The sequence below is a fragment of the Streptomyces sp. NPDC048415 genome (assembly GCF_040651675.1).
Classification (GTDB): Bacteria; Actinomycetota; Actinomycetes; order Streptomycetales; family Streptomycetaceae; genus Streptomyces.
Map to the genome: position 1 here is coordinate 1 of NZ_JBEZKJ010000017.1, position 17,100 is coordinate 17,100.

At 69.3% G+C, this 17,100-nt stretch carries 14 protein-coding genes and 1 pseudogene; 9 read left to right on the top strand and 6 right to left on the bottom strand.

Translation table 11 applies throughout. The features are described from left to right. Window positions 1-220: 220 nt before the first annotated feature. The 3 genes from AB0D27_RS14240 to AB0D27_RS14250 are packed head-to-tail and all read left to right on the top strand — an operon-like array spanning window position 221 to window position 3,803. Window positions 221-748 (top strand): PadR family transcriptional regulator, encoded by a 528-nt coding sequence (locus tag AB0D27_RS14240; protein ID WP_362507053.1) that lies wholly within the window; start codon window positions 221-223, stop codon window positions 746-748. Continuing rightward, window positions 745-1,434 (top strand): ABC transporter ATP-binding protein, encoded by a 690-nt coding sequence (locus AB0D27_RS14245; RefSeq protein ID WP_362507056.1) that lies wholly within the window; start codon window positions 745-747, stop codon window positions 1,432-1,434. The genes AB0D27_RS14240 and AB0D27_RS14245 overlap by 4 nt, the downstream gene beginning before the upstream one ends. Then, the gene (locus AB0D27_RS14250; RefSeq protein ID WP_362507059.1) at window positions 1,431-3,803 is read left to right on the top strand and encodes an FtsX-like permease family protein; all 2,373 of its coding nucleotides are present in this window, start codon (window positions 1,431-1,433) and stop codon (window positions 3,801-3,803) included. The genes AB0D27_RS14245 and AB0D27_RS14250 overlap by 4 nt, the downstream gene beginning before the upstream one ends. A gap of 74 nt (window positions 3,804-3,877) precedes the next feature. On the opposite strand, the gene AB0D27_RS14255 is transcribed toward AB0D27_RS14250, so the two are convergent. Continuing rightward, window positions 3,878-4,879, bottom strand: coding sequence for a LysR substrate-binding domain-containing protein (locus AB0D27_RS14255; RefSeq protein ID WP_362507062.1), 1,002 nt, complete (start codon window positions 4,877-4,879; stop codon window positions 3,878-3,880). A 30-nt stretch (window positions 4,880-4,909) separates the two neighbouring features. Between AB0D27_RS14255 and AB0D27_RS14260 the strand changes: the two genes are divergently transcribed. The 3 genes from AB0D27_RS14260 (at window position 4,910) to AB0D27_RS14270 (ending at window position 7,664) form a co-directional block, all read left to right on the top strand. After that, window positions 4,910-6,508, top strand: coding sequence for a recombinase family protein (locus tag AB0D27_RS14260; protein ID WP_362507065.1), 1,599 nt, complete (start codon window positions 4,910-4,912; stop codon window positions 6,506-6,508). A gap of 62 nt (window positions 6,509-6,570) precedes the next feature. Continuing rightward, window positions 6,571-7,125 carry a peroxiredoxin gene (locus tag AB0D27_RS14265; RefSeq protein WP_362507067.1) on the top strand — a complete coding sequence of 185 codons (555 nt, stop codon included), beginning with the start codon at window positions 6,571-6,573 and terminating at the stop codon, window positions 7,123-7,125. A gap of 5 nt (window positions 7,126-7,130) precedes the next feature. Further along, window positions 7,131-7,664, top strand: a complete 534-nt coding sequence (locus tag AB0D27_RS14270; RefSeq protein ID WP_362507070.1) for an alkyl hydroperoxide reductase — start codon at window positions 7,131-7,133, stop codon at window positions 7,662-7,664. A 176-nt stretch (window positions 7,665-7,840) separates the two neighbouring features. Here the strand turns inward: AB0D27_RS14270 and AB0D27_RS14275 are convergent, their stop codons facing one another. The 4 genes from AB0D27_RS14275 to AB0D27_RS14290 all read right to left on the bottom strand — a co-directional run bounded on the left by AB0D27_RS14275 (window position 7,841) and on the right by AB0D27_RS14290 (window position 12,894). Next, on the bottom strand, window positions 7,841-9,232 hold the full coding sequence (locus AB0D27_RS14275; protein WP_362507073.1) for an AI-2E family transporter: 1,392 nt from the start codon (window positions 9,230-9,232) through the stop codon (window positions 7,841-7,843). 137 nt (window positions 9,233-9,369) lie between these two features. Continuing rightward, window positions 9,370-10,068: a lytic transglycosylase domain-containing protein gene (locus AB0D27_RS14280; protein ID WP_362507076.1), complete on the bottom strand. Its 699-nt coding sequence runs from the start codon at window positions 10,066-10,068 to the stop codon at window positions 9,370-9,372. A 427-nt stretch (window positions 10,069-10,495) separates the two neighbouring features. Next, entirely contained in the window at window positions 10,496-11,821 is a 1,326-nt protein-coding gene (locus AB0D27_RS14285) for a PhoH family protein (protein WP_362507079.1), read from the bottom strand. 299 nt (window positions 11,822-12,120) lie between these two features. Then, entirely contained in the window at window positions 12,121-12,894 is a 774-nt protein-coding gene (locus AB0D27_RS14290; RefSeq protein WP_362507082.1) for an isoprenyl transferase, read from the bottom strand. Window positions 12,895-13,040: 146 nt separating this feature from the next. Between AB0D27_RS14290 and mgrA the strand changes: the two genes are divergently transcribed. The 3 genes and pseudogenes from mgrA to AB0D27_RS14305 all read left to right on the top strand — a co-directional run bounded on the left by mgrA (window position 13,041) and on the right by AB0D27_RS14305 (window position 16,313). Then, window positions 13,041-14,078, top strand: coding sequence for an L-glyceraldehyde 3-phosphate reductase (mgrA, locus tag AB0D27_RS14295; RefSeq protein ID WP_362507085.1), 1,038 nt, complete (start codon window positions 13,041-13,043; stop codon window positions 14,076-14,078). 398 nt (window positions 14,079-14,476) lie between these two features. Continuing rightward, the gene (locus AB0D27_RS14300) at window positions 14,477-14,812 is read left to right on the top strand and encodes a DUF192 domain-containing protein (RefSeq protein ID WP_362507087.1); all 336 of its coding nucleotides are present in this window, start codon (window positions 14,477-14,479) and stop codon (window positions 14,810-14,812) included. 326 nt (window positions 14,813-15,138) lie between these two features. Next, window positions 15,139-16,313: pseudogene (locus AB0D27_RS14305) on the top strand (winged helix DNA-binding domain-containing protein). Between the two features lie 9 nt (window positions 16,314-16,322). On the opposite strand, the gene AB0D27_RS14310 reads toward AB0D27_RS14305, so the two are convergent. Then, complete coding sequence (locus tag AB0D27_RS14310) at window positions 16,323-17,087, bottom strand: class I SAM-dependent methyltransferase (protein WP_362507090.1); 765 nt, start codon at window positions 17,085-17,087, stop codon at window positions 16,323-16,325. Window positions 17,088-17,100: the final 13 nt, after the last annotated feature.

The window sequence follows — 17,100 nt, forward strand, 5'->3', positions numbered from 1 at the left end:
GGATTCAGCCCGTCCGGCGTTTGAGGACGAGCGCGAAGCGCGACAAGGGGGGTCTGGGGGCGCAGCCCCCAGGTACGGGACGGGTAGGGGCGGAGGGGGCGAGAAAAGTCGGTGACAGAACCGTGACAATCGGCGCCGGCCTGCGGGTTCTCGCCCCTCACCATGATCTATACGCGACGCGTATACGCGGGGTGTATACGCCGTGTGTAGAGTGCTCCGCATGTCCATCGGTCACACTCTCCTAGGACTCCTGGAGTCCGGCCCCCGGCACGGTTACGACCTCAAGCGGGCCTTCGACGAAAAGTTCGGTCACGACCGGCCGCTGCACTACGGCCAGGTCTACTCGACGATGTCGCGGCTGCTCAAGAACGGGCTCGTCGAGGTCGACGGGATAGAGGCAGGCGGCGGTCCCGAGCGGAAGCGGTACGCGATCACCGAGGCCGGGATCACCGACGTACAGCGATGGCTCGCGACACCCGAGAAGCCCGAGCCGTATCTGCAGTCGACCCTGTACACGAAGGTCGTCCTCGCACTGCTCACCCACCGCGACGCGAGCGAGATCCTCGACACCCAGCGCTCGGAGCACCTGCGCATGATGCGCATCCTGACCGACCGCAAGCGCAAGGGCGACCTCGCGGACCAGTTGATCTGCGACCACGCCCTCTTCCACCTCGAGGCCGATCTGCGGTGGCTCGAACTCACCGCCGCGCGCCTCGACAAGCTCGCCGAGGCGGTGACGACCCGATGACTCCTCCCCCCGGCTCCCTGCTCGCCGCGTCGGAGCTTCGCAAGACATACGGACCGACGACCGCTCTGGACGGCGCCGAGTTCTCGATCCACCCCGGTGAGGTCGTCGCCGTGATGGGCCCGTCCGGCTCGGGCAAGTCCACGCTGCTGCACTGCCTCGCCGGCATCGTCACACCGGACTCGGGATCGATCACGTACAACGGCCAGGAGATGGCCGTCATGAGCGACGCTCAGCGAAGTGCGCTGCGCCGCAGCGACTTCGGGTTCGTCTTCCAGTTCGGGCAGCTCGTCCCGGAGTTGACCTGCGTCGAGAACGTCGCACTGCCGCTGCGGCTGAACGGGAAGGGACGCAAGGAGGCCGAGCGTGCCGCCCTGTCGTGGATGGAGCGGCTGGAGGTCGACGACCTCAAGGGCAAGCGGCCCGGTGAGGTCTCCGGAGGTCAGGGGCAACGCGTCGCCGTCGCCCGTTCACTGGTCACCAGCCCTCGCGTGCTGTTCGCGGACGAGCCGACCGGCGCGCTCGACTCCCTCAACGGCGAGCGCGTGATGCAGCTGCTGACCGACGCGGCGCGCTCGACCAACGCCGCCGTCGTGCTCGTCACGCACGAGGCGCGGGTGGCCGCGTACTCGGACCGCGAGATCGTCGTACGGGACGGCAAGTCGCGGGACATGGAGCGGATCGTATGAGCGACCGCCCCTCGTCCGAGGCGGTCGGTGCCGCCCGGGGAGTTCCGCAGTGGGCCCGGGATCTGGCCATGGGCGCCAAGTTCGCCGTGACCGGCGGCCGTGAGGCCTGGGTGCGCGTGCTGCTGACCGCCGTCGGGGTCGGCCTCGGTGTGGCGCTGCTGCTGCTCACCACGGCGATACCGAGCGCGCTGACGTCCCGGCACGACCGTGAACGCGCCCGCAACGACATGACGTACCAGTCGGTGGTCGAGAAGAAGTCGGACCACACGCTGCTCGTCGGCACCACGGACACCACCTTCCACGAGCAGGACGTACGCGGCCGGGTGCTCCAGCCCGAAGGCGCCAGGGCGCCGCTGCCGCCCGGGCTGGCGAAGTTCCCCGCGGTCGGCGACATGGTCGTCTCGCCCGCCCTCGACCGGCTGCTGAAGTCCTCCGACGGCAAGCTGCTGCGCGAGCGGCTGCCCTACCGCCTCACCGGGACGATCGCCGACGCGGGCCTCGTCGATCCGCACGAACTCGCCTACTACGCGGGCGCCGAGGGCCTGCGCGCGACCAGCCTGACGACCGGCCGGATCGAGCGCATCGACGCGTTCGGCTCCAGCGGCCAGTCCGAGGCGATGGACCCGGTCCTGCTCCTGCTCGTACTGATCGTGTTCGTGGTGCTGCTGATGCCGGTCGGTGTCTTCATCGCCGCGGCCGTACGTTTCGGCGGCGAGCGGCGCGACCGCAGGCTGGCGGCGCTCCGGCTGGTCGGCGCTGACGGCCGGATGACCCGGCGGATCGCGGCCGGTGAGGCGCTGGCCGGAGCGCTGGTCGGACTGGTGCTGGGCGCCGGTTTCTTCCTGATCGGGCGTCAGCTCGCGGGCATGATCATGGTCTTCAGGACCAGCGTCTTCCCCAGCGACCTCAATCCGGCGCCCGGCCTGGTGGCACTCGTCGCCCTGGCCGTCCCGGCGGCCGCCGTCGCGGTGACGCTCTTCGCCCTGCGCGGCGTCGTCATCGAGCCGCTCGGCGTGGTCCGCACGGCCCGCCCCTCGCGGCGCCGGCTGTGGTGGCGGCTGCTGCTGCCGCTGGGCGGCCTCGCGATGCTCTACCCGATGATCGGGCAGGGCCGCGACAACGGGAACTTCAACCAGTACCTGGTCATCGGCGGCGTCATGCTGCTCCTGGTCGGCATCACCGCGCTGCTGCCCTGGGTCGTCGAGGCGGTCGTCGCCCGGCTGAACTCCGGCGGCGTCGCCTGGCAACTGGCCATTCGCAGGCTCCAGTTGAGCAGTGGCACCGCGGCTCGCATGGTCAACGGCATCGCGGTGGCGGTGGCCGGCGCGATCGCCCTGCAGATGCTGTTCGCCGGCGTCGACGGCGACTACACGAAGGTCGCCAAGAACGATCTCTCGCGGGCCCAGATGTCGATCCGGGTGCCGGACGAGGTTTTGATGAGCGACGTCGTCCGGCAGATGTCCAAGACCCCCGGGGTCACCCACACGACGGCTCTGTCCAGCGGTCAGGTGGGCGACGGGCGCGACGAACCCGAGCACGAGGCCGCCGTGACCGTCGGCGACTGCGCGGCCCTGCGCGAGGCGGCCAAGCTGCCCTCGTGCAAGGACGGCGACATCTTCGCCGTGGAGGGCGCCAAGTGGGACCAGTACACCCCGCAGCTGGACAAGGCCGGCAAAAAGCTCTACATCGACCCGTCCTACGGAACCTCCACCAAGGGCAAGGAGATCGCCTGGACGGTGCCCAAGGGCATCAAGCAGGCGGGCTCGCGCGAGGATCCGACGGGCGACGAGCGCGGGGGCTTCCTGTTCACGCCCGGCGCGTTCCCCGCGAAGGCCGCCCCAGCCGTGTACGGAACCGTCTACCTCCAGCTCGACGAGTCGGTGCCGGACGTCCGTGAGCTGGTACGCAACACCGCGGCGAAACTCGACCCGCTCGCCGAACCCGACAACTGGACGGCGACCACGCAGTCGAAGCGGTTCACGTCCATCCGCACCGGCCTCTTCGTCGGCGCGACCTGCGTCCTCGTCCTCATCGGCGCGAGCCTGCTGGTCTCCCAGCTGGAGCAGTTGCGCGAGCGCAGGAAGCTGCTGTCGTCGCTGGTCGCCTTCGGCACCCGGCGCCGCACGCTGAGCCTGTCGGTGCTGTGGCAGACCGCGGTCCCGATCGCGCTGGGCCTCGCCCTGGCGTCGGTCGTCGGCCTGACCCTCGGCACCGTCCTGCTGAAGATGACGGACACCCCGGTGGGCGTGGACTGGGCGAGCGTGCTGGCGATGACGGGCATCGGCGCGGGAATCGTGGTGCTGGTGACGGCGCTCAGCCTGCCACCGCTGATCCGCCTGATGCGGCCGGACGGGCTGCGTACCGAGTAGTCGCCGCGTACCGAGTAGTCGCCGCGTACCGAGTGGATCCCTGCGTACCCGGCAGTTGCTGCGTACCGAGTGGTTCAGAGGACTCTGACCGGCAGCGGCCGCAGCGCTTCCCGGAGCGCTGCGGCCAATTCCGCGTACTCGGCGGCCCGCGCCGCGCCCGCCCGCATCGCCAGCGCGATCCGCCGGGTCGGTGCCGGGTCCGCGAAGTACCCGGTGAGGAGCTGGTTGCTGCGCGTCGTCTCGACCTTGACGGCGGTACGCGGCAGGAGCGTCACGCCGAGGCCGCCCGCGACGAGCTGGACGAGGGTGGAGAGCCCGGCGGCGGTCGTGGTGACCGGGGCGTCGGCGCGCCCCGCCTCCCGGCAGATGTCCAGCGCCTGGTCGCGCAGACAGTGCCCCTCGTCCAGCAGCAGCAGATTCAGCTCCCGCAGCGCCTCGCGCGGGATCCCCTCCCTGCCGCCCAGCCAGTGGTCCAGCGGGGTCACGAGGACGAAGTCCTCGTCGAACAGCGGGAGTTCGGTGACGGTGGGCACCCCGAGGGGAACGGCGAGCAGCAGCAGGTCGAGCCGTCCGACCGCGAGGCCCTCCAGCAGGTTGGCCGTCTGTTCCTCGTGGACCTGCAGATCGAGGTCCGGATAACGGTCGTGGACGAGCTTGAGGACGGTGGGCAGCAGGTAGGGCGCGACGGTGGGGATGACACCGAGGCGCAGCGCTCCGGTGAACGGCGCCCGCACCGCCTCGGCCTCTTCCATGAGCGCGCCGACCTCCGCCAGCACCGCCTTCGCTCGTACGGCGAGACGCTCGCCTTCGGGCGAGAGCAACACCTTGCGGGTCGTACGCTCCAGCAGGGTCACCCCGAGGATCTCCTCCAGCGCCGAGACCGCGCCCGACAACGCGGGCTGACTCATACCGATCGCGGCAGCCGCGTCACGGAAGTGCAGATGCTCGGCCACAGCGGCGAAGGCGCGCAGCTGGGCGAGCGTGGGCTGCTTCCTCGCGATGACTTCCTCCTGACATAAATCTTCCAGAGGGGACAGAACGTTCGAGCTCCATTGTCGTTGGTCATATCGACTCATCGTGTCAACGGCTCGAAGGGGCGGGAACCCGTGATCACTATCGGTGCCTACGTGCGCATGTCCCAGGACGACGACCTTGACGACCCCGAGCGGCGCGGGGAGGGCGTGCGCCGCCAGCTCGCCGACTGCCGAGCCCTGGCCCGGGAACGCGGCTGGTTGATCGGCAAGGTGTACGAGGACAACGATGCCTCGGCGTTCAAGGAGGACAGACGCCGCCCCGCCTTCGAGGAACTACTCAAGGACTTGGCAGACGGCATTATCGACGGAGGTATCGCATACGACCTGGACCGGGTGGCCCGGCAGCCACTGGATTTGGAGCGGCTGATCGATGTCTACGTCCGTTCGCCCGGGCCGCTGATCTTCGCGACCTGCGTGGAGGACGTGGATCTCGCCGACTTCGAAGGGCAGCAGCGTGCGCGTGAGTGTGTCTTCGCGGCGCTCCAGGAGAGCCGGAACATGTCCCGGCGCATCGCCCGGGTCAACAAGGCGCGCGCAGAGACGGGTCTGGCCCATCACGGGGGCAGGCGCCCCTTCGGCTGGCAGCGCGATGGCATCCGCGTCGACCCCTACGAGGCCGAGCTGATCCGGCAGGCATACCGCGACATCCTGGCGGGCGACTCCATCAGCGGCGTCCGGCGAAGGTGGATCGAAGCGGGAGTGACACCGCTGCGGACCAAGCGCTCGGGTGAACAGCCACGCCGGTTGAACCACCGATCGGTAAGGGATCGTCTGATCAACCCCCGCTTGTGCGGCTACCGGACCTACATTCCCCAATCCGTTCGGGAATCGCTCGGCCGGGCTCCCTGGCTGCCTGACCACGTGGTCCGCGATGGACAAGGTGAACCAGTATCGGGTGACTGGGAGCCCATCGTCACCGTCAAGGAATGGCGGAGGTTGGTCACACTCCTCGGCTCGCGGGCCAAGGCCAAGGAGCGCGCATCGCACTGCACGAGCGTCCGGTACCTGTTGTCCGGCATCGCCCGGTGCGGCCGCTGCGGCTGCCCGCTGCGCCAGAACCCGTACACATCCGGATCCGAGCAGGCTGCGAGATACGGCTTCCGGTACCAGTGCCGCACTGCGGACGGTGGGTGCGGCGGGGTCTCCCGCGTGGGCCCGCTCACGGACGACACCGTCCAGGCCGCACTCCTCGACCATCTCCGCTCTGCTGCCGTACGCGCTCGCCAAGAGGTGGAACTGTGCCTTCCTGCCGCGCCCGGCTCCTGGATGGAAGCCCGTCGCCTGCTGCAGGAGCTCGGGCACGCCTGGACGCGGCGCTCGGCGGGCTCACTGTCCCTGGAGGAATTCGAGCGGGAGCGCGCCGAAGTGGCGACCCTCACGGCCGAGCGGATGGTCGAGATCCGTGCCGCGTCGGCACGGCGTGAATCCCTCGCCCAATCGCTGCCCGTTGTCATCGCCCGCTGGGCCGAACTCCCGTTGGCGGAAAAGCGAAGCCACATCCGGGAGTGGGCCACCGACGTCTTCGTCCACCCCACGGGAAGAGGTAGCCGGTTCGACCCCTCGCGGATCGAAGTCCGCTGGCGCACCGGCGCTCACCATCGTGATAGCCAGAGCAAATCAATCTTCCACCTATTCCCGATTTCACTGATCAGTAACGTCATGGAAGGCTAGCTCGCGTCCAACCCGCGTGAAACGCCGCAAAGCGGCCTTCGCTTCCGCTCCAGAGGAGCCCCATGCTCACCGTTGGTGACAAGTTCCCCGAGTTCGATCTCACGGCCTGTGTCTCGCTCGAGAAGGGCAAGGAGTTCGAGCAGCTCAACCACAAGTCGTTCGAGGGCCAGTTCAAGATCATTTTTGCCTGGCCTCGGGACTTCACCTTCGTCTGCCCGACCGAGATCGCCGCGTTCGGAAAGCTGAACGACGAGTTCCAGGATCGCGACACGCAGATCCTCGGCTTCTCCACCGACAGCGAGTACGTGCACCACGCATGGCGCAAGGACCACGACGACCTGCGCGACCTGCCCTTCCCGATGCTGGCCGACACCAAGCAGGAACTCAGCTCCGCGCTCGGCATCCTGGGCGAGGACGGTGCCGCCAAGCGTGCCGTGTTCATCGTCGACCAGAACAACGAGATCCAGTTCTCCATGGTGACCGCGGGCTCCGTCGGGCGTAACCCGAAGGAGGTCCTGCGGGTTCTGGATGCCCTCCAGACCGACGAGCTCTGCCCCTGCAACTGGACCAAGGGCGAGAACACCCTCGACCCGGTCGCGCTGCTGGCCGGTGAGTGACCTTCATGGCACTCGATGAACTGAAGTCCGCCCTGCCGGACTACGCGAAGGACCTGCGCCTCAACCTCGGCTCGGTCATCGGCAACTCCGACCTTCCGGCGCAGCAGCTGTGGGGGACGGTGCTCGCCTGCGCGATCGCGTCCCGCTCGCCGCGTGTGCTGCGTGAGTTGGAGCCGGAGGCGAAGGCTCAGCTGTCGCCCGAGGCCTACACGGCCGCCAAGTCGGCCGCGGCCGTCATGGCGATGAACAACGTCTTCTACCGGACGCGGCATCTGCTCTCCGACCCGGAGTACGGGACGCTGCGGGCCGGGCTGCGGATGAACGTCATCGGCAATCCCGGTGTCGAGAAGGTCGACTTCGAGCTGTGGTCGCTCGCCGTGTCCGCGGTGAACGGGTGCGGGCAGTGTCTCGACTCCCACGAGCAGGTGCTCCGCAAGGCCGGGGTCGACCGGGAGACCATCCAGGAAGCCTTCAAGATCGCGGCGGTGATCCAGGCGGTCGGTACGACGCTGGACGCTGAGGCGGTCCTCGCGGAGTAGGCTCCGCCGGCTTGTTCTTGAGCCCCGTCCACCGATCGCGGTGGGCGGGGCTCAAGCGGTTTACGCCCCCTGCGCCCCTGCCCGTCCCCTCCTTGGGGACTCCGCCACCAATCCTTGGGGACTCCGCCACCAAACCCCCGCTCCTCAAAGGCCGGAGCGGCTGGACTCAGTCCCGGCTACGCCCCCGGCCGGGGTCCCGGCGCCGCGTCCAAAGCGGTGGCGCCGCGCGGTTCCGGGGACTGGCGGAGTGCCACCTCGCGGGCGTACGACCGCAGATAGACGACCACCGTGTTGGTGACGGCGACCAGCGGAACGGCGACGACCGCCCCGCCGATTCCGGCGACCATCCCGCCCGCGGCGACGGACAGCACCACCGCGAGGGGGTGGACCCGCACCGCCCGCCCCAGGATGAACGGCTGCAGAATGTGCCCCTCGATCTGCTGCACGGCAAGCACCACGACAAGCGTCATGACCGCGGTGAAGACACCTTGCGTCACCAGCGCGACCACCACCGCCAACGCCCCCGACACCACCGCACCGACGAGCGGGATGAACGCGAAGAGGAAGATGAAGACGGCCAGCGGCACGGCCATCGGCACGTCGAGGAAGTAGATGCCGAGGCCGATGAAGATCGCGTCGATGAGGGCGACCACCACCGTGCCACGGACGTACGCCGTCAGCGTCCGCCAGGCCCGCGGCCCCGCCCCCGCGACCCCGGGCCGCGCGGCGGCCGGAACGAGCTTGAGCGTCCACTCCCAGATCCGCTTGCCGTCGTAGAGCAGGAACAGGGTCGAGAACATCGTGAGGAGGATCCCGGTCAGCGCCTCCACGATGACCGTGACGCCTTCCAGGCCGGCCGAGGTGATCTGGTCGGTGTTCGCGCCGATCGCCTCGCGCAGGTTCTTGGCGATCTGGTTGATCTGCTTGTCCGTGACATGGAACGGGCTGTTGAGGAGCCACTTGCGCAACTCGTCGATGCCGTCCTGGATCTGGTTGGAGAGGTTGTCGATGTTCTCCTGGACCTGCCAGACCACGAACCAGCCGACCAGCCCCATGATGACGAAGCCGAGGATCGCGGAGAGCGCGGTGGCCAGTCCCCGCGGCACCCCATGACGCTTCAGCCGGGCCACCATGGGCTGCAGCAGCGCGGTGATGAGCAGCGCGGCCACGAAGGCCAGCACCACCAGTTGTACGGCGCTGATGACCCGCATCAACACCCAGACGGTGCCCGCGAGAATGAGCAGCCGCCAGCCGGCCTCGGCCGCGACCCGCATACCCCAGGGAACGGCCAGGGCGGGGTCGGGTCGCTCGACCGTCACGGGCACGTATGCGACGGGAGGAGGGGACACGCCGGTGGAGACCGTCGCGAGTGCGGATGCCTCGTCGGGGCTGCTGTCAGCTCGGTTCTCGGCCGGGGCCCCCGATGTCCCGGCGTCCGCCGTCGAGTCCTCCGTGCCGAGGGAGTCCCCCGACTCCTTCTCCACCTCGGCGCGGCGCTCGTCCAACCGCTCCCCCAGCTCGGTCAGTCCGGCGCCCAGCCGGCCCAGCCACCCTGGCACTCGCGACATGATCCGTCCTCTTCCCCCGTTGCTCCCCACCAACTCCCCCCTGGAGTCGTCGGTTCCGACCGTACATGGCCGAAGCCCCTCACCCTAGGACGGGGAGGGGCTCGGAAAGGTTGAGCGGCCGGTGTGCGGCGGGGGGCTCAGTACCAGCTGTTGGCCTGCCAGAACGACCAGGCCTCACAGGGGCTGCCGTACCGGCTGTCCATGTAGTTGAGGCCCCACTTGATCTGCGTGGCCGGGTTCGTCTGCCAGTCGGAGCCGACGGACGACATCTTGGAGCCGGGCAGGGCCTGGAAGAGACCGTAGGCGCCGGAGGAGGCGTTGACCGCCCGGTAGTTCCAGCTGGACTCGTGGTCCACGATGTTGCTGAAGCACTGGAACTGGCCGCTCGGCACCATCTGCCGCGCCATCGCCTGGATTTGCGCGGTGGTGTACGAGGCCTGGACGGAGAAGCTGGAGGCGTCGCGCGTCGCGGAGCGGCTGGCCGCTTCCTGCGCCGCCTTGCGCGCCTTGGCTTCCTTCTCCGCCTTCTCCGCGGCCTTCTGCTTGGCGACCGCGTCCTCGGCCGCCTGCTTGCGGGCGGCCTCCTCGGCGTCCTTCTTGGCGCTGGCGTCCGCGGCGATGGCCTGTGCGTCGGCCTGCTGCGTCAGGGACGCTGTCTGCACCTGGGCCTGCTGGCCCGCAGGTATGTCCGCGAGGAGGGTCGAGTCACTTGCCGTCGCCTCGGCGTCGTTCGAGGGCTGGGCGGTGCTGCCCGAGGCAACTCCGACGACGCTTCCGACGGCGGTGACCGCGGTGGCCGAGGCCACTGCGAATCCCCGGACCGAAATCCGGCTCACACGGTTTCCTTCCAGCATCGCCCGCTGTAGGTGACCCTCGCGGACGCAATCGTGCCCCTTGGCGCTGGCCTCCCAACTGCGGGGTCACGGGAGGCGCGGGCCCGGTGGGCAACTCCCGCGAGGGGAGCGCCGCGTGGTGCGCGGGCGGCATACGACGGCTTTATGGAGTTCTGGTGTTCCTGTGGTGCCGTACCGCTGGGGGTACAGGTGTGTCGTATGCGGGGCCTGACAGGAGTGAGACTCTGCCGTAACCCGACGCCGCAAGGCAATTCTCCGTTGCGTGTGAAAGCTCACACCTCGTTTGCCCCAGGGGTTTTGCGGAAAGCGCCGCACGCGAAGGCGCCGCCCGGCTAGGCTCTTCGCCTTTTGCCGGACGGCGCCAACTACCTTGTACGCACCACCTTTTGACAAGTGCGGCCAGGTGGGTTCAGATCTGCCCGTCCTCCAGCATTTCGGTCACAAGGGCTGCAATCTGGGACCTCTCGGACCGGTTGAGGGTGACATGCGCGAAGAGCGGATGCCCCTTCAATTTCTCGACCACGGCGACCACTCCGTCATATCGGCCGACGCGCAAATTATCCCTTTGCGCCACGTCATGGGTGAGAACGACCCGCGAATTGGCGCCGATTCGGGACAGAACGGTCAGTAGAACGTTCCGTTCCAGCGACTGTGCCTCGTCCACGATCACGAAGGCGTCGTGGAGCGAGCGGCCACGGATGTGGGTGAGCGGCAGCACCTCCAGCATGCCGCGTGCGGTGACCTCCTCGATGACCTCGCGGCTGGTGACCGCGGAGAGCGTGTCGAAGACCGCCTGCGCCCAGGGGCTCATCTTCTCGGACTCGGAGCCGGGCAGATAGCCGAGCTCCTGCCCGCCCACCGCGTACAGCGGCCGGAAGACCATCACCTTCTGGTGCTGACGGCGTTCGAGGACGGCCTCCAGGCCGGCGCAGAGCGCGAGCGCGGACTTGCCGGTGCCGGCCCGGCCGCCCATCGACACGATCCCGATGTCCGGATCGAGGAGGAGATCGAGGGCGATGCGCTGCTCGGCGCTCCTCCCCTTGATGCCGAAGGCCTCGCGATCGCCGCGTACGAGACGCACGTTGCCCTCGGACGTGACGCGGCCCAGCGCCTTGCCGCGCTCGGACTGGATCGTCAGGCCGGTGTGCACCGGCAGGTCGGCCGCCTCGGGGACGTACGCGTGACCCTCTTCGAAGAGGACGTCCACCTGCTCGCCCGCCAGGGTCAGTTCGGACATTCCGGTCCAGCCGGAGGAACCGGTGATGGCGAGCTCGGCGCGGTACTCCTCGGCGAGGAGTCCGACGGAGGAGGCCTTGATCCTGAGCGGCAGGTCCTTCGACACGACCGTGACGTCGTACCCCTCGGCCTGCAGATTGCGGGCGACCGCGAGGATGCGGGAGTCGTTGTCCCCCAGGCGGTACCCGCTGGGCAGGACGCTGGGGTCCGAGTGGTTGAGCTCGACGCGTACCGTCCCGCCGAGGTCCCCCACGGGAATCGGGGAATCCAGGCGGCCGTGCCGGACCCGGAACTCGTCCAGCAGGCGCAGGGCCTGCCGGGCGAAGTAGCCGAGCTCGGGATGGTGCCGCTTGGCCTCCAGCTCCGTGACCACGACGATCGGCAGCACTACTTCGTGCTCGTCGAAGCGGCTCAGGGCATTCGGGTCGGCCAGCAGGACGCTGGTGTCGAGAACATAGGTGCGCCGGTCTGGCTTGTGGCGCTTTGTGCTGGTCACCACGGAAGGACGTACCCCCTCGGATGAGGTCGGGGAGCGACGGAGGAGATCTGGACCGGTCTCGGGCACCGATGCGCGGGCCGAAAACCGGCCCTCCGCTTCGTCCGTACTGACCGCACGGTCGGGCTGGTGCAAAGGGCCTCCCGGGCGGACGGCCCCGTGCCGTCCGCTGAGATACGACACCCGTGGTTCGGGCATCGACCTGGAAGGCTTATGCCCTCGAACAGGCCACGCCATGCCACGGCATATGACGGCGCGTTCGTTAACTCCTGATGACGTACGGTCCCGGGGTGCTGCTGGGTTCAGCCTCCGTAGCGGCGGTGTCGCGCCGCGTAGTCGCGCAGGGCGCGCAGAAAGTCGACCTTGCGGAAGGCCGGCCAGAAGACTTCACAGAAGTAGTACTCGGAATGGGCCGTCTGCCAGAGCATGAATCCGGACAGCCGCTGCTCGCCGCTGGTGCGGATCACCAGGTCCGGATCGGGCTGGGCGCCGGTGTAGAGGTGCTTGCCGATGAGGTCGACGTCGACGGCCTCGGCGAGGTCCTCGAGCGAGGTGCCCTTGTCCGCGGCGTCGAGGACCATGGAGCGCACGGCGTCGGCGATCTCCTGGCGGCCGCCGTAGCCGATGGCCACATTGACGAGTATCCCGTCGACGTGCGCGGTGGACTCCTCGGCCTCCTTGAGGACCATCTGCATCTTCGGGGGCAGCAGGTCGAGCGTGCCCACGTGGTGGACGCGCCAGCGGCCGTCGGCGGCGAGGGTGCGGACGACGCCCTCGATGATGCCGAGCAGCGGGCCGAGCTCATCCTGCGGGCGGTCGAAGTTGTCCGTGGACAGCAGCCACAGGGTGACGACCTCGACATCGGTCTCGGAGCACCAGCCGAGGAATTCCTCGATCTTGTCGGCCCCGGCCCGGTGGCCCTGGGCGGTGGTGGAGCCCGCCGCCTTCGCCCAGCGCCGGTTGCCGTCCATGATGACCCCGATGTGCTTGGGCACCTGGTCGTGGTCGAGGTGGCCTTCCACCCTGCGTGCATAGAACCTGACCAGCAGACGGCGCAGGTTTTCGCGCAGGTTCACGTGTTGTCAGCCCCTCCGTGTGGAACAGACAGGCGCGCGGCTGAGCGCGTTCCCTGCCCATATAGCGGTCCCCGCGGGCGAAGCCTACCCCCGCGAAACGGGGCCTGGGCTATGGGGTGTCAGTGGGCTGTCGTAGCTTCGTATGCATGAACGACATGTCTGTATACCGTGCCGCGACGGACCGGTACGACGCGATGGAGTACCGGCGTGCGGGCCGCAGCGGCCTCAGGCTGCCCGCCGTCTCGCTCGGCCTGTGGCACAACTTCGGCGACGACCGCTCGCTGGGCTCGCAGCGCGCGATCCTGCGCCGCGCCTTCGACCTGGGCGTCACCCACTTCGACCTGGCCAACAACTACGGGCCGCCGCCCGGCTCCGCCGAGCTCAACTTCGGCAAGCTCCTGAAGCAGGACTTCGCGCCGTACCGGGACGAGCTGGTGATCTCGTCCAAGGCGGGCTATCTCATGCACCCCGGCCCGTACGGCGAGTGGGGTTCGCGCAAGTATCTGCTCTCCTCCCTGGATGCCTCACTGCAGCGGATGGGTGTCGAGTACGTGGACATCTTCTACTCGCACCGCTTCGATCCGGACACCCCGCTGGAGGAGACGATGGGCGCGCTGGCGTCCGCCGTCCAGCAGGGCAAGGCGCTCTACGTGGGCGTGTCCTCGTACACCGCCGAGCAGACCGCCGAGGCGGCCCGGATCCTCACCGGGATGGGTGTCCGTCCGCTCATCCACCAGCCGTCGTACTCGATGATCAACCGCTGGACCGAGGACGACAGCCTGCTCGACACGCTGGAGGCGGCCGGCATGGGCTGCATCTCCTTCGTGCCGCTCGCGCAGGGCCTGCTGACCGGCAAGTACCTCAAGGGCATCCCGGAGGGCTCGCGTGCCACCCAGGGCAAGTCGCTGGACCCGAACCTGCTCAGCGACGAGGTCGTACGCCGGCTGAACGGGCTGAACGACATCGCGGCCCGCCGCGGCCAGTCCCTCGCCCAGCTCGCGCTCACCTGGGTGCTGCGCGACGAGCGGATGACCTCCGCCCTCATCGGCGCGTCCAGCGTGGCGCAGCTGGAGGAGAACGTGGCGGCACTGACGGCGCCGAAGCTCACGGACGAGGAGCTGAAGGAGATCGACACGTTCGCGGTGTCGACGCCGGGGACGAATATCTGGGCCGGACGCCGCTGAGTCACCGGAGCCGGTGCCCGGGAGGCCGGGGGGCGCACGGGGGCGCCCGTCGGGCGGCGGTGTGCGGGCAGAAAAAACGGGCCGGTCCGTGGGGGGGAGACGGACCGGCCCGAGGGGGGGTTTCCACCATAACCCTTCGTAAGTGATGCTGTGTGCATCGGCGTGCCACAACTACTCTCCGAAATCGTCCGGCGACGCCGAGGTGGGCGCGGAAGCCCTGATTCAGGGTGCGATCATGACCGAATCACAGCTGATTCAAAGGGAATCATGGGGGATACGGAGAGAACCCATGGATTTGCCCCCGGTTTGTGTTTTCGTCGCCGACTTGTCCTGACGTACTCCAGGCGGGTGACGGGGGCGGAGTGAGCGCGCTTGACGCCGCCGCTAACTTCGCAGTCATGGCCACGTTCACCACCGAGCAGACGCCCGAGCCGGTACCCCTGGAGGTCGCCGGGTCGGCGCGCGCCCGGCGGCGCGGGCTCCTGGGGCGCGACGGGATCGAGGGCGCGCTGCTGCTGAGTCCGGCGAGCTCGGTGCACACCCTGGGGATGCGGTTCGCGATCGACGTCGCCTATCTGGACCGGAAATCGCGGGTCCTGGCGGTGCGGACGATGCGTCCCGGCCGGGTGGGGCTGCCTCGTCCGCTGGCCCGGCATGTGCTGGAGGCGGAGGCCGGGGCGATGGCGCGGTGGGGCGTACGGCGCGGGGTGAGGGTCGCGGTACAGGATGGGTGACGCCACGTCAGGGAGCGGACGCAGCACCGCGCAGCCCCCTCCACTGCGCGGTGCCACACGCGCAGTTTGCTCACGCGAATTACCTTGGTCTGAACTTACGTGAGGCGAACAGCCGAGGGGAGCGGCCCTCGATAACGATGTGGAAACCCCGCGCCGATGCCCGCGGTGACGCCCGGCACGCGTCCGCCATCCGGACGGGCATCTCATGCACAGAGTCCTGCATGGGTGCGTTTTCGGTCAATCGACCACGCGCGGGCGTAGCGGCCGATTCCCTGGGAGCAGTATGCGGACAGGATCTGACCTCTTTCAGGTCTAGCGTCGCCCGCATGACCTTGAGGATCACATGGGGCGAGGCGATCGCGCGGCGCATGGAACGGCAGTTCCTGGCCTCACCCGCGCCGGCTGGGACGCCGGTCGCCGAGGTGGTCGGCGCGATGCTCGGCGGGCACGCGCAGGTGCTGTCGGCGGCCGAGATGTCGGTGGGGGTGCGGGCCGAGGGGCTGACCCGGGCGGACGTACGGGCGGCGCTGTGGGAGGACCGGTCGCTGCTGAAGGCGTACGGCCCGCGCGGCACCCTGCATCTGCTCCCGTCCGCCGAACTGCCCTTCTGGACCGCCGCGTTGACTGCCAGTCCCGGCCGGCCCGAGCCCCTTCGCGCCGGACGTCCGGCTGACCGGGGCGCAGGCGGACGAGGTCGTCGCGGCGATCGGTGACGCCCTCGACGGCGCGTTTCTCACCATCGACGAGCTGAACGACGCGGTCGTGGCGCGCACCGGGGGGGTGGGCCGGGGATCTGGTGATGCCCGCGTTCCAGGGCATGTGGCCGCGCTGGCGCCAGATGATGCACCGGGCGGGTTCTGCGCGGCGCGCTGTGCTGCGGCCCGAACCGGGGCCGCAAGGTGACCTACACCCGGCCCCCGCGCTTCGAGCCGCTCGCCGCGGACGAGGCGACTGCCGCCGCGCGAGGCCTTTCCCTGCTCGTACGGCGTTATCTGCGCGCGTACGGCCCGGCGACGGCGCCGCATTTCGCCAAGTGGGCCGCTGCTCCCCGGGGTTGGGCCCTCGACCTCTTCGCCTCGCTGGCCGGCGCAGGGGAGATCGAGGAGGTCGACTTCGCGGGCGAGGCGGCGTGGGTGTCGGCGGGGGACACGGAGTTTCCGCGCGCCGAGCCGGTGCCGGGGGTGCGGCTGCTGCCGTACTTCGACGCGTACGCCATCGCCGCCCAGCCGCGCGAGCTGCTGTTCCCCGGCCGGGCGTACACGCGTGCTCTCGCGGGCGGGCAGGCCGGGAACTACCCGTTGCTGTTGGTCGACGGCCTGGTCGCCGGGTCTGGCACCAGCGGCGCCAAGGCCGACGTACGACGCTCACCGTGGAACCCCTCGGACGACTGACGGCGGCGCGGGAGCGGGAGTTGGCGCGACAGGTGGAGCGGATGGGCGAAGTCCTGGAGGCGGAGGCGGAGTTGGTCGTGGGGAGGGTGACGGCCGGGGCGCACGCCTGAGTCTTGGCTTTACGGCTTCCGGGCCTCGATCAGGTAGCGGGAGCTGTGGGCGACGAACGGGCCCTTGGTCCCGATGTCCTCGTGCAGGGCGTGGAGTTGGGGCCGGTACTGGTCGACGGTGAAGCCGGGGACCATCCAGATCACCTTGCGCAGGAAGTGGACGACGGCTCCGATGTCGTAGAACTCGACGCGCAGCCGCTCCGAGCGCAGGTCGACGACGTCGAGCCCGGCGGCCTCGGCGGCAGCGGCGGCACGATCGGGGTGGCGGCCGTTCCTGACCTCTTCCGGCTGAGGACCGGTGAAGTACTCGACGACCTCGAAGACGTTCGCCGGACCGACCTGCTGGGAGAAGTACGTGCCTCCCGGGCGGAGTACACGGGCGATCTCCGACCAGTCCGTGTGGACGGGATGCCTGCTGGTGACCAGGTCGAAGGCCTCGGCCGCGAACGGGAGCGGCGCGTCCTCGGGGGAAGCGATGACCACTGCGCCGCGCGGGTGGAGCAGGGCGGTGGCCTTGGCCACGTTCGGCGGCCAGCCCTCGGTGGCGGCGGTGAGCGGGGGCAGCTTCGGCGCGGAGCCGAGGACCTCGCCGCCGCCGGTCTGGATGTCGAGCGCGGCGCTCGCGCGGGCCAGCCGGTCCCCCATCGCCCGCGCGTACCCCCACGAGGGCCGCTCCTCGGTGGCCCTGCCCTCGAACCAGGAGAAGTCCCAGCCGTCGATGGACACCGCCTCGGCTTCGGCGACGAGGTCTTCGAAGGTGCGGGTGATGGCCATGGGCGGATCCTCT

What these genes read in the sequence shown, in the direction of transcription:
- AB0D27_RS14240 (WP_362507053.1), top strand. Translation starts at nt 221, where the DNA reads ATGTCCATCGGTCACACTCTCCTAGGACTCCTGGAGTCCGGCCCCCGG.
- AB0D27_RS14245 (WP_362507056.1), top strand. Translation starts at nt 745, where the DNA reads ATGACTCCTCCCCCCGGCTCCCTGCTCGCCGCGTCGGAGCTTCGCAAG.
- AB0D27_RS14250 (WP_362507059.1), top strand. Translation starts at nt 1,431, where the DNA reads ATGAGCGACCGCCCCTCGTCCGAGGCGGTCGGTGCCGCCCGGGGAGTT.
- AB0D27_RS14255 (WP_362507062.1), bottom strand. Translation starts at nt 4,879, where the DNA reads ATGAGTCGATATGACCAACGACAATGGAGCTCGAACGTTCTGTCCCCT.
- AB0D27_RS14265 (WP_362507067.1), top strand. Translation starts at nt 6,571, where the DNA reads ATGCTCACCGTTGGTGACAAGTTCCCCGAGTTCGATCTCACGGCCTGT.
- AB0D27_RS14270 (WP_362507070.1), top strand. Translation starts at nt 7,131, where the DNA reads ATGGCACTCGATGAACTGAAGTCCGCCCTGCCGGACTACGCGAAGGAC.
- AB0D27_RS14275 (WP_362507073.1), bottom strand. Translation starts at nt 9,232, where the DNA reads ATGTCGCGAGTGCCAGGGTGGCTGGGCCGGCTGGGCGCCGGACTGACC.
- mgrA (WP_362507085.1), top strand. Translation starts at nt 13,041, where the DNA reads ATGAACGACATGTCTGTATACCGTGCCGCGACGGACCGGTACGACGCG.
- AB0D27_RS14300 (WP_362507087.1), top strand. Translation starts at nt 14,477, where the DNA reads ATGGCCACGTTCACCACCGAGCAGACGCCCGAGCCGGTACCCCTGGAG.
- AB0D27_RS14310 (WP_362507090.1), bottom strand. Translation starts at nt 17,087, where the DNA reads ATGGCCATCACCCGCACCTTCGAAGACCTCGTCGCCGAAGCCGAGGCG.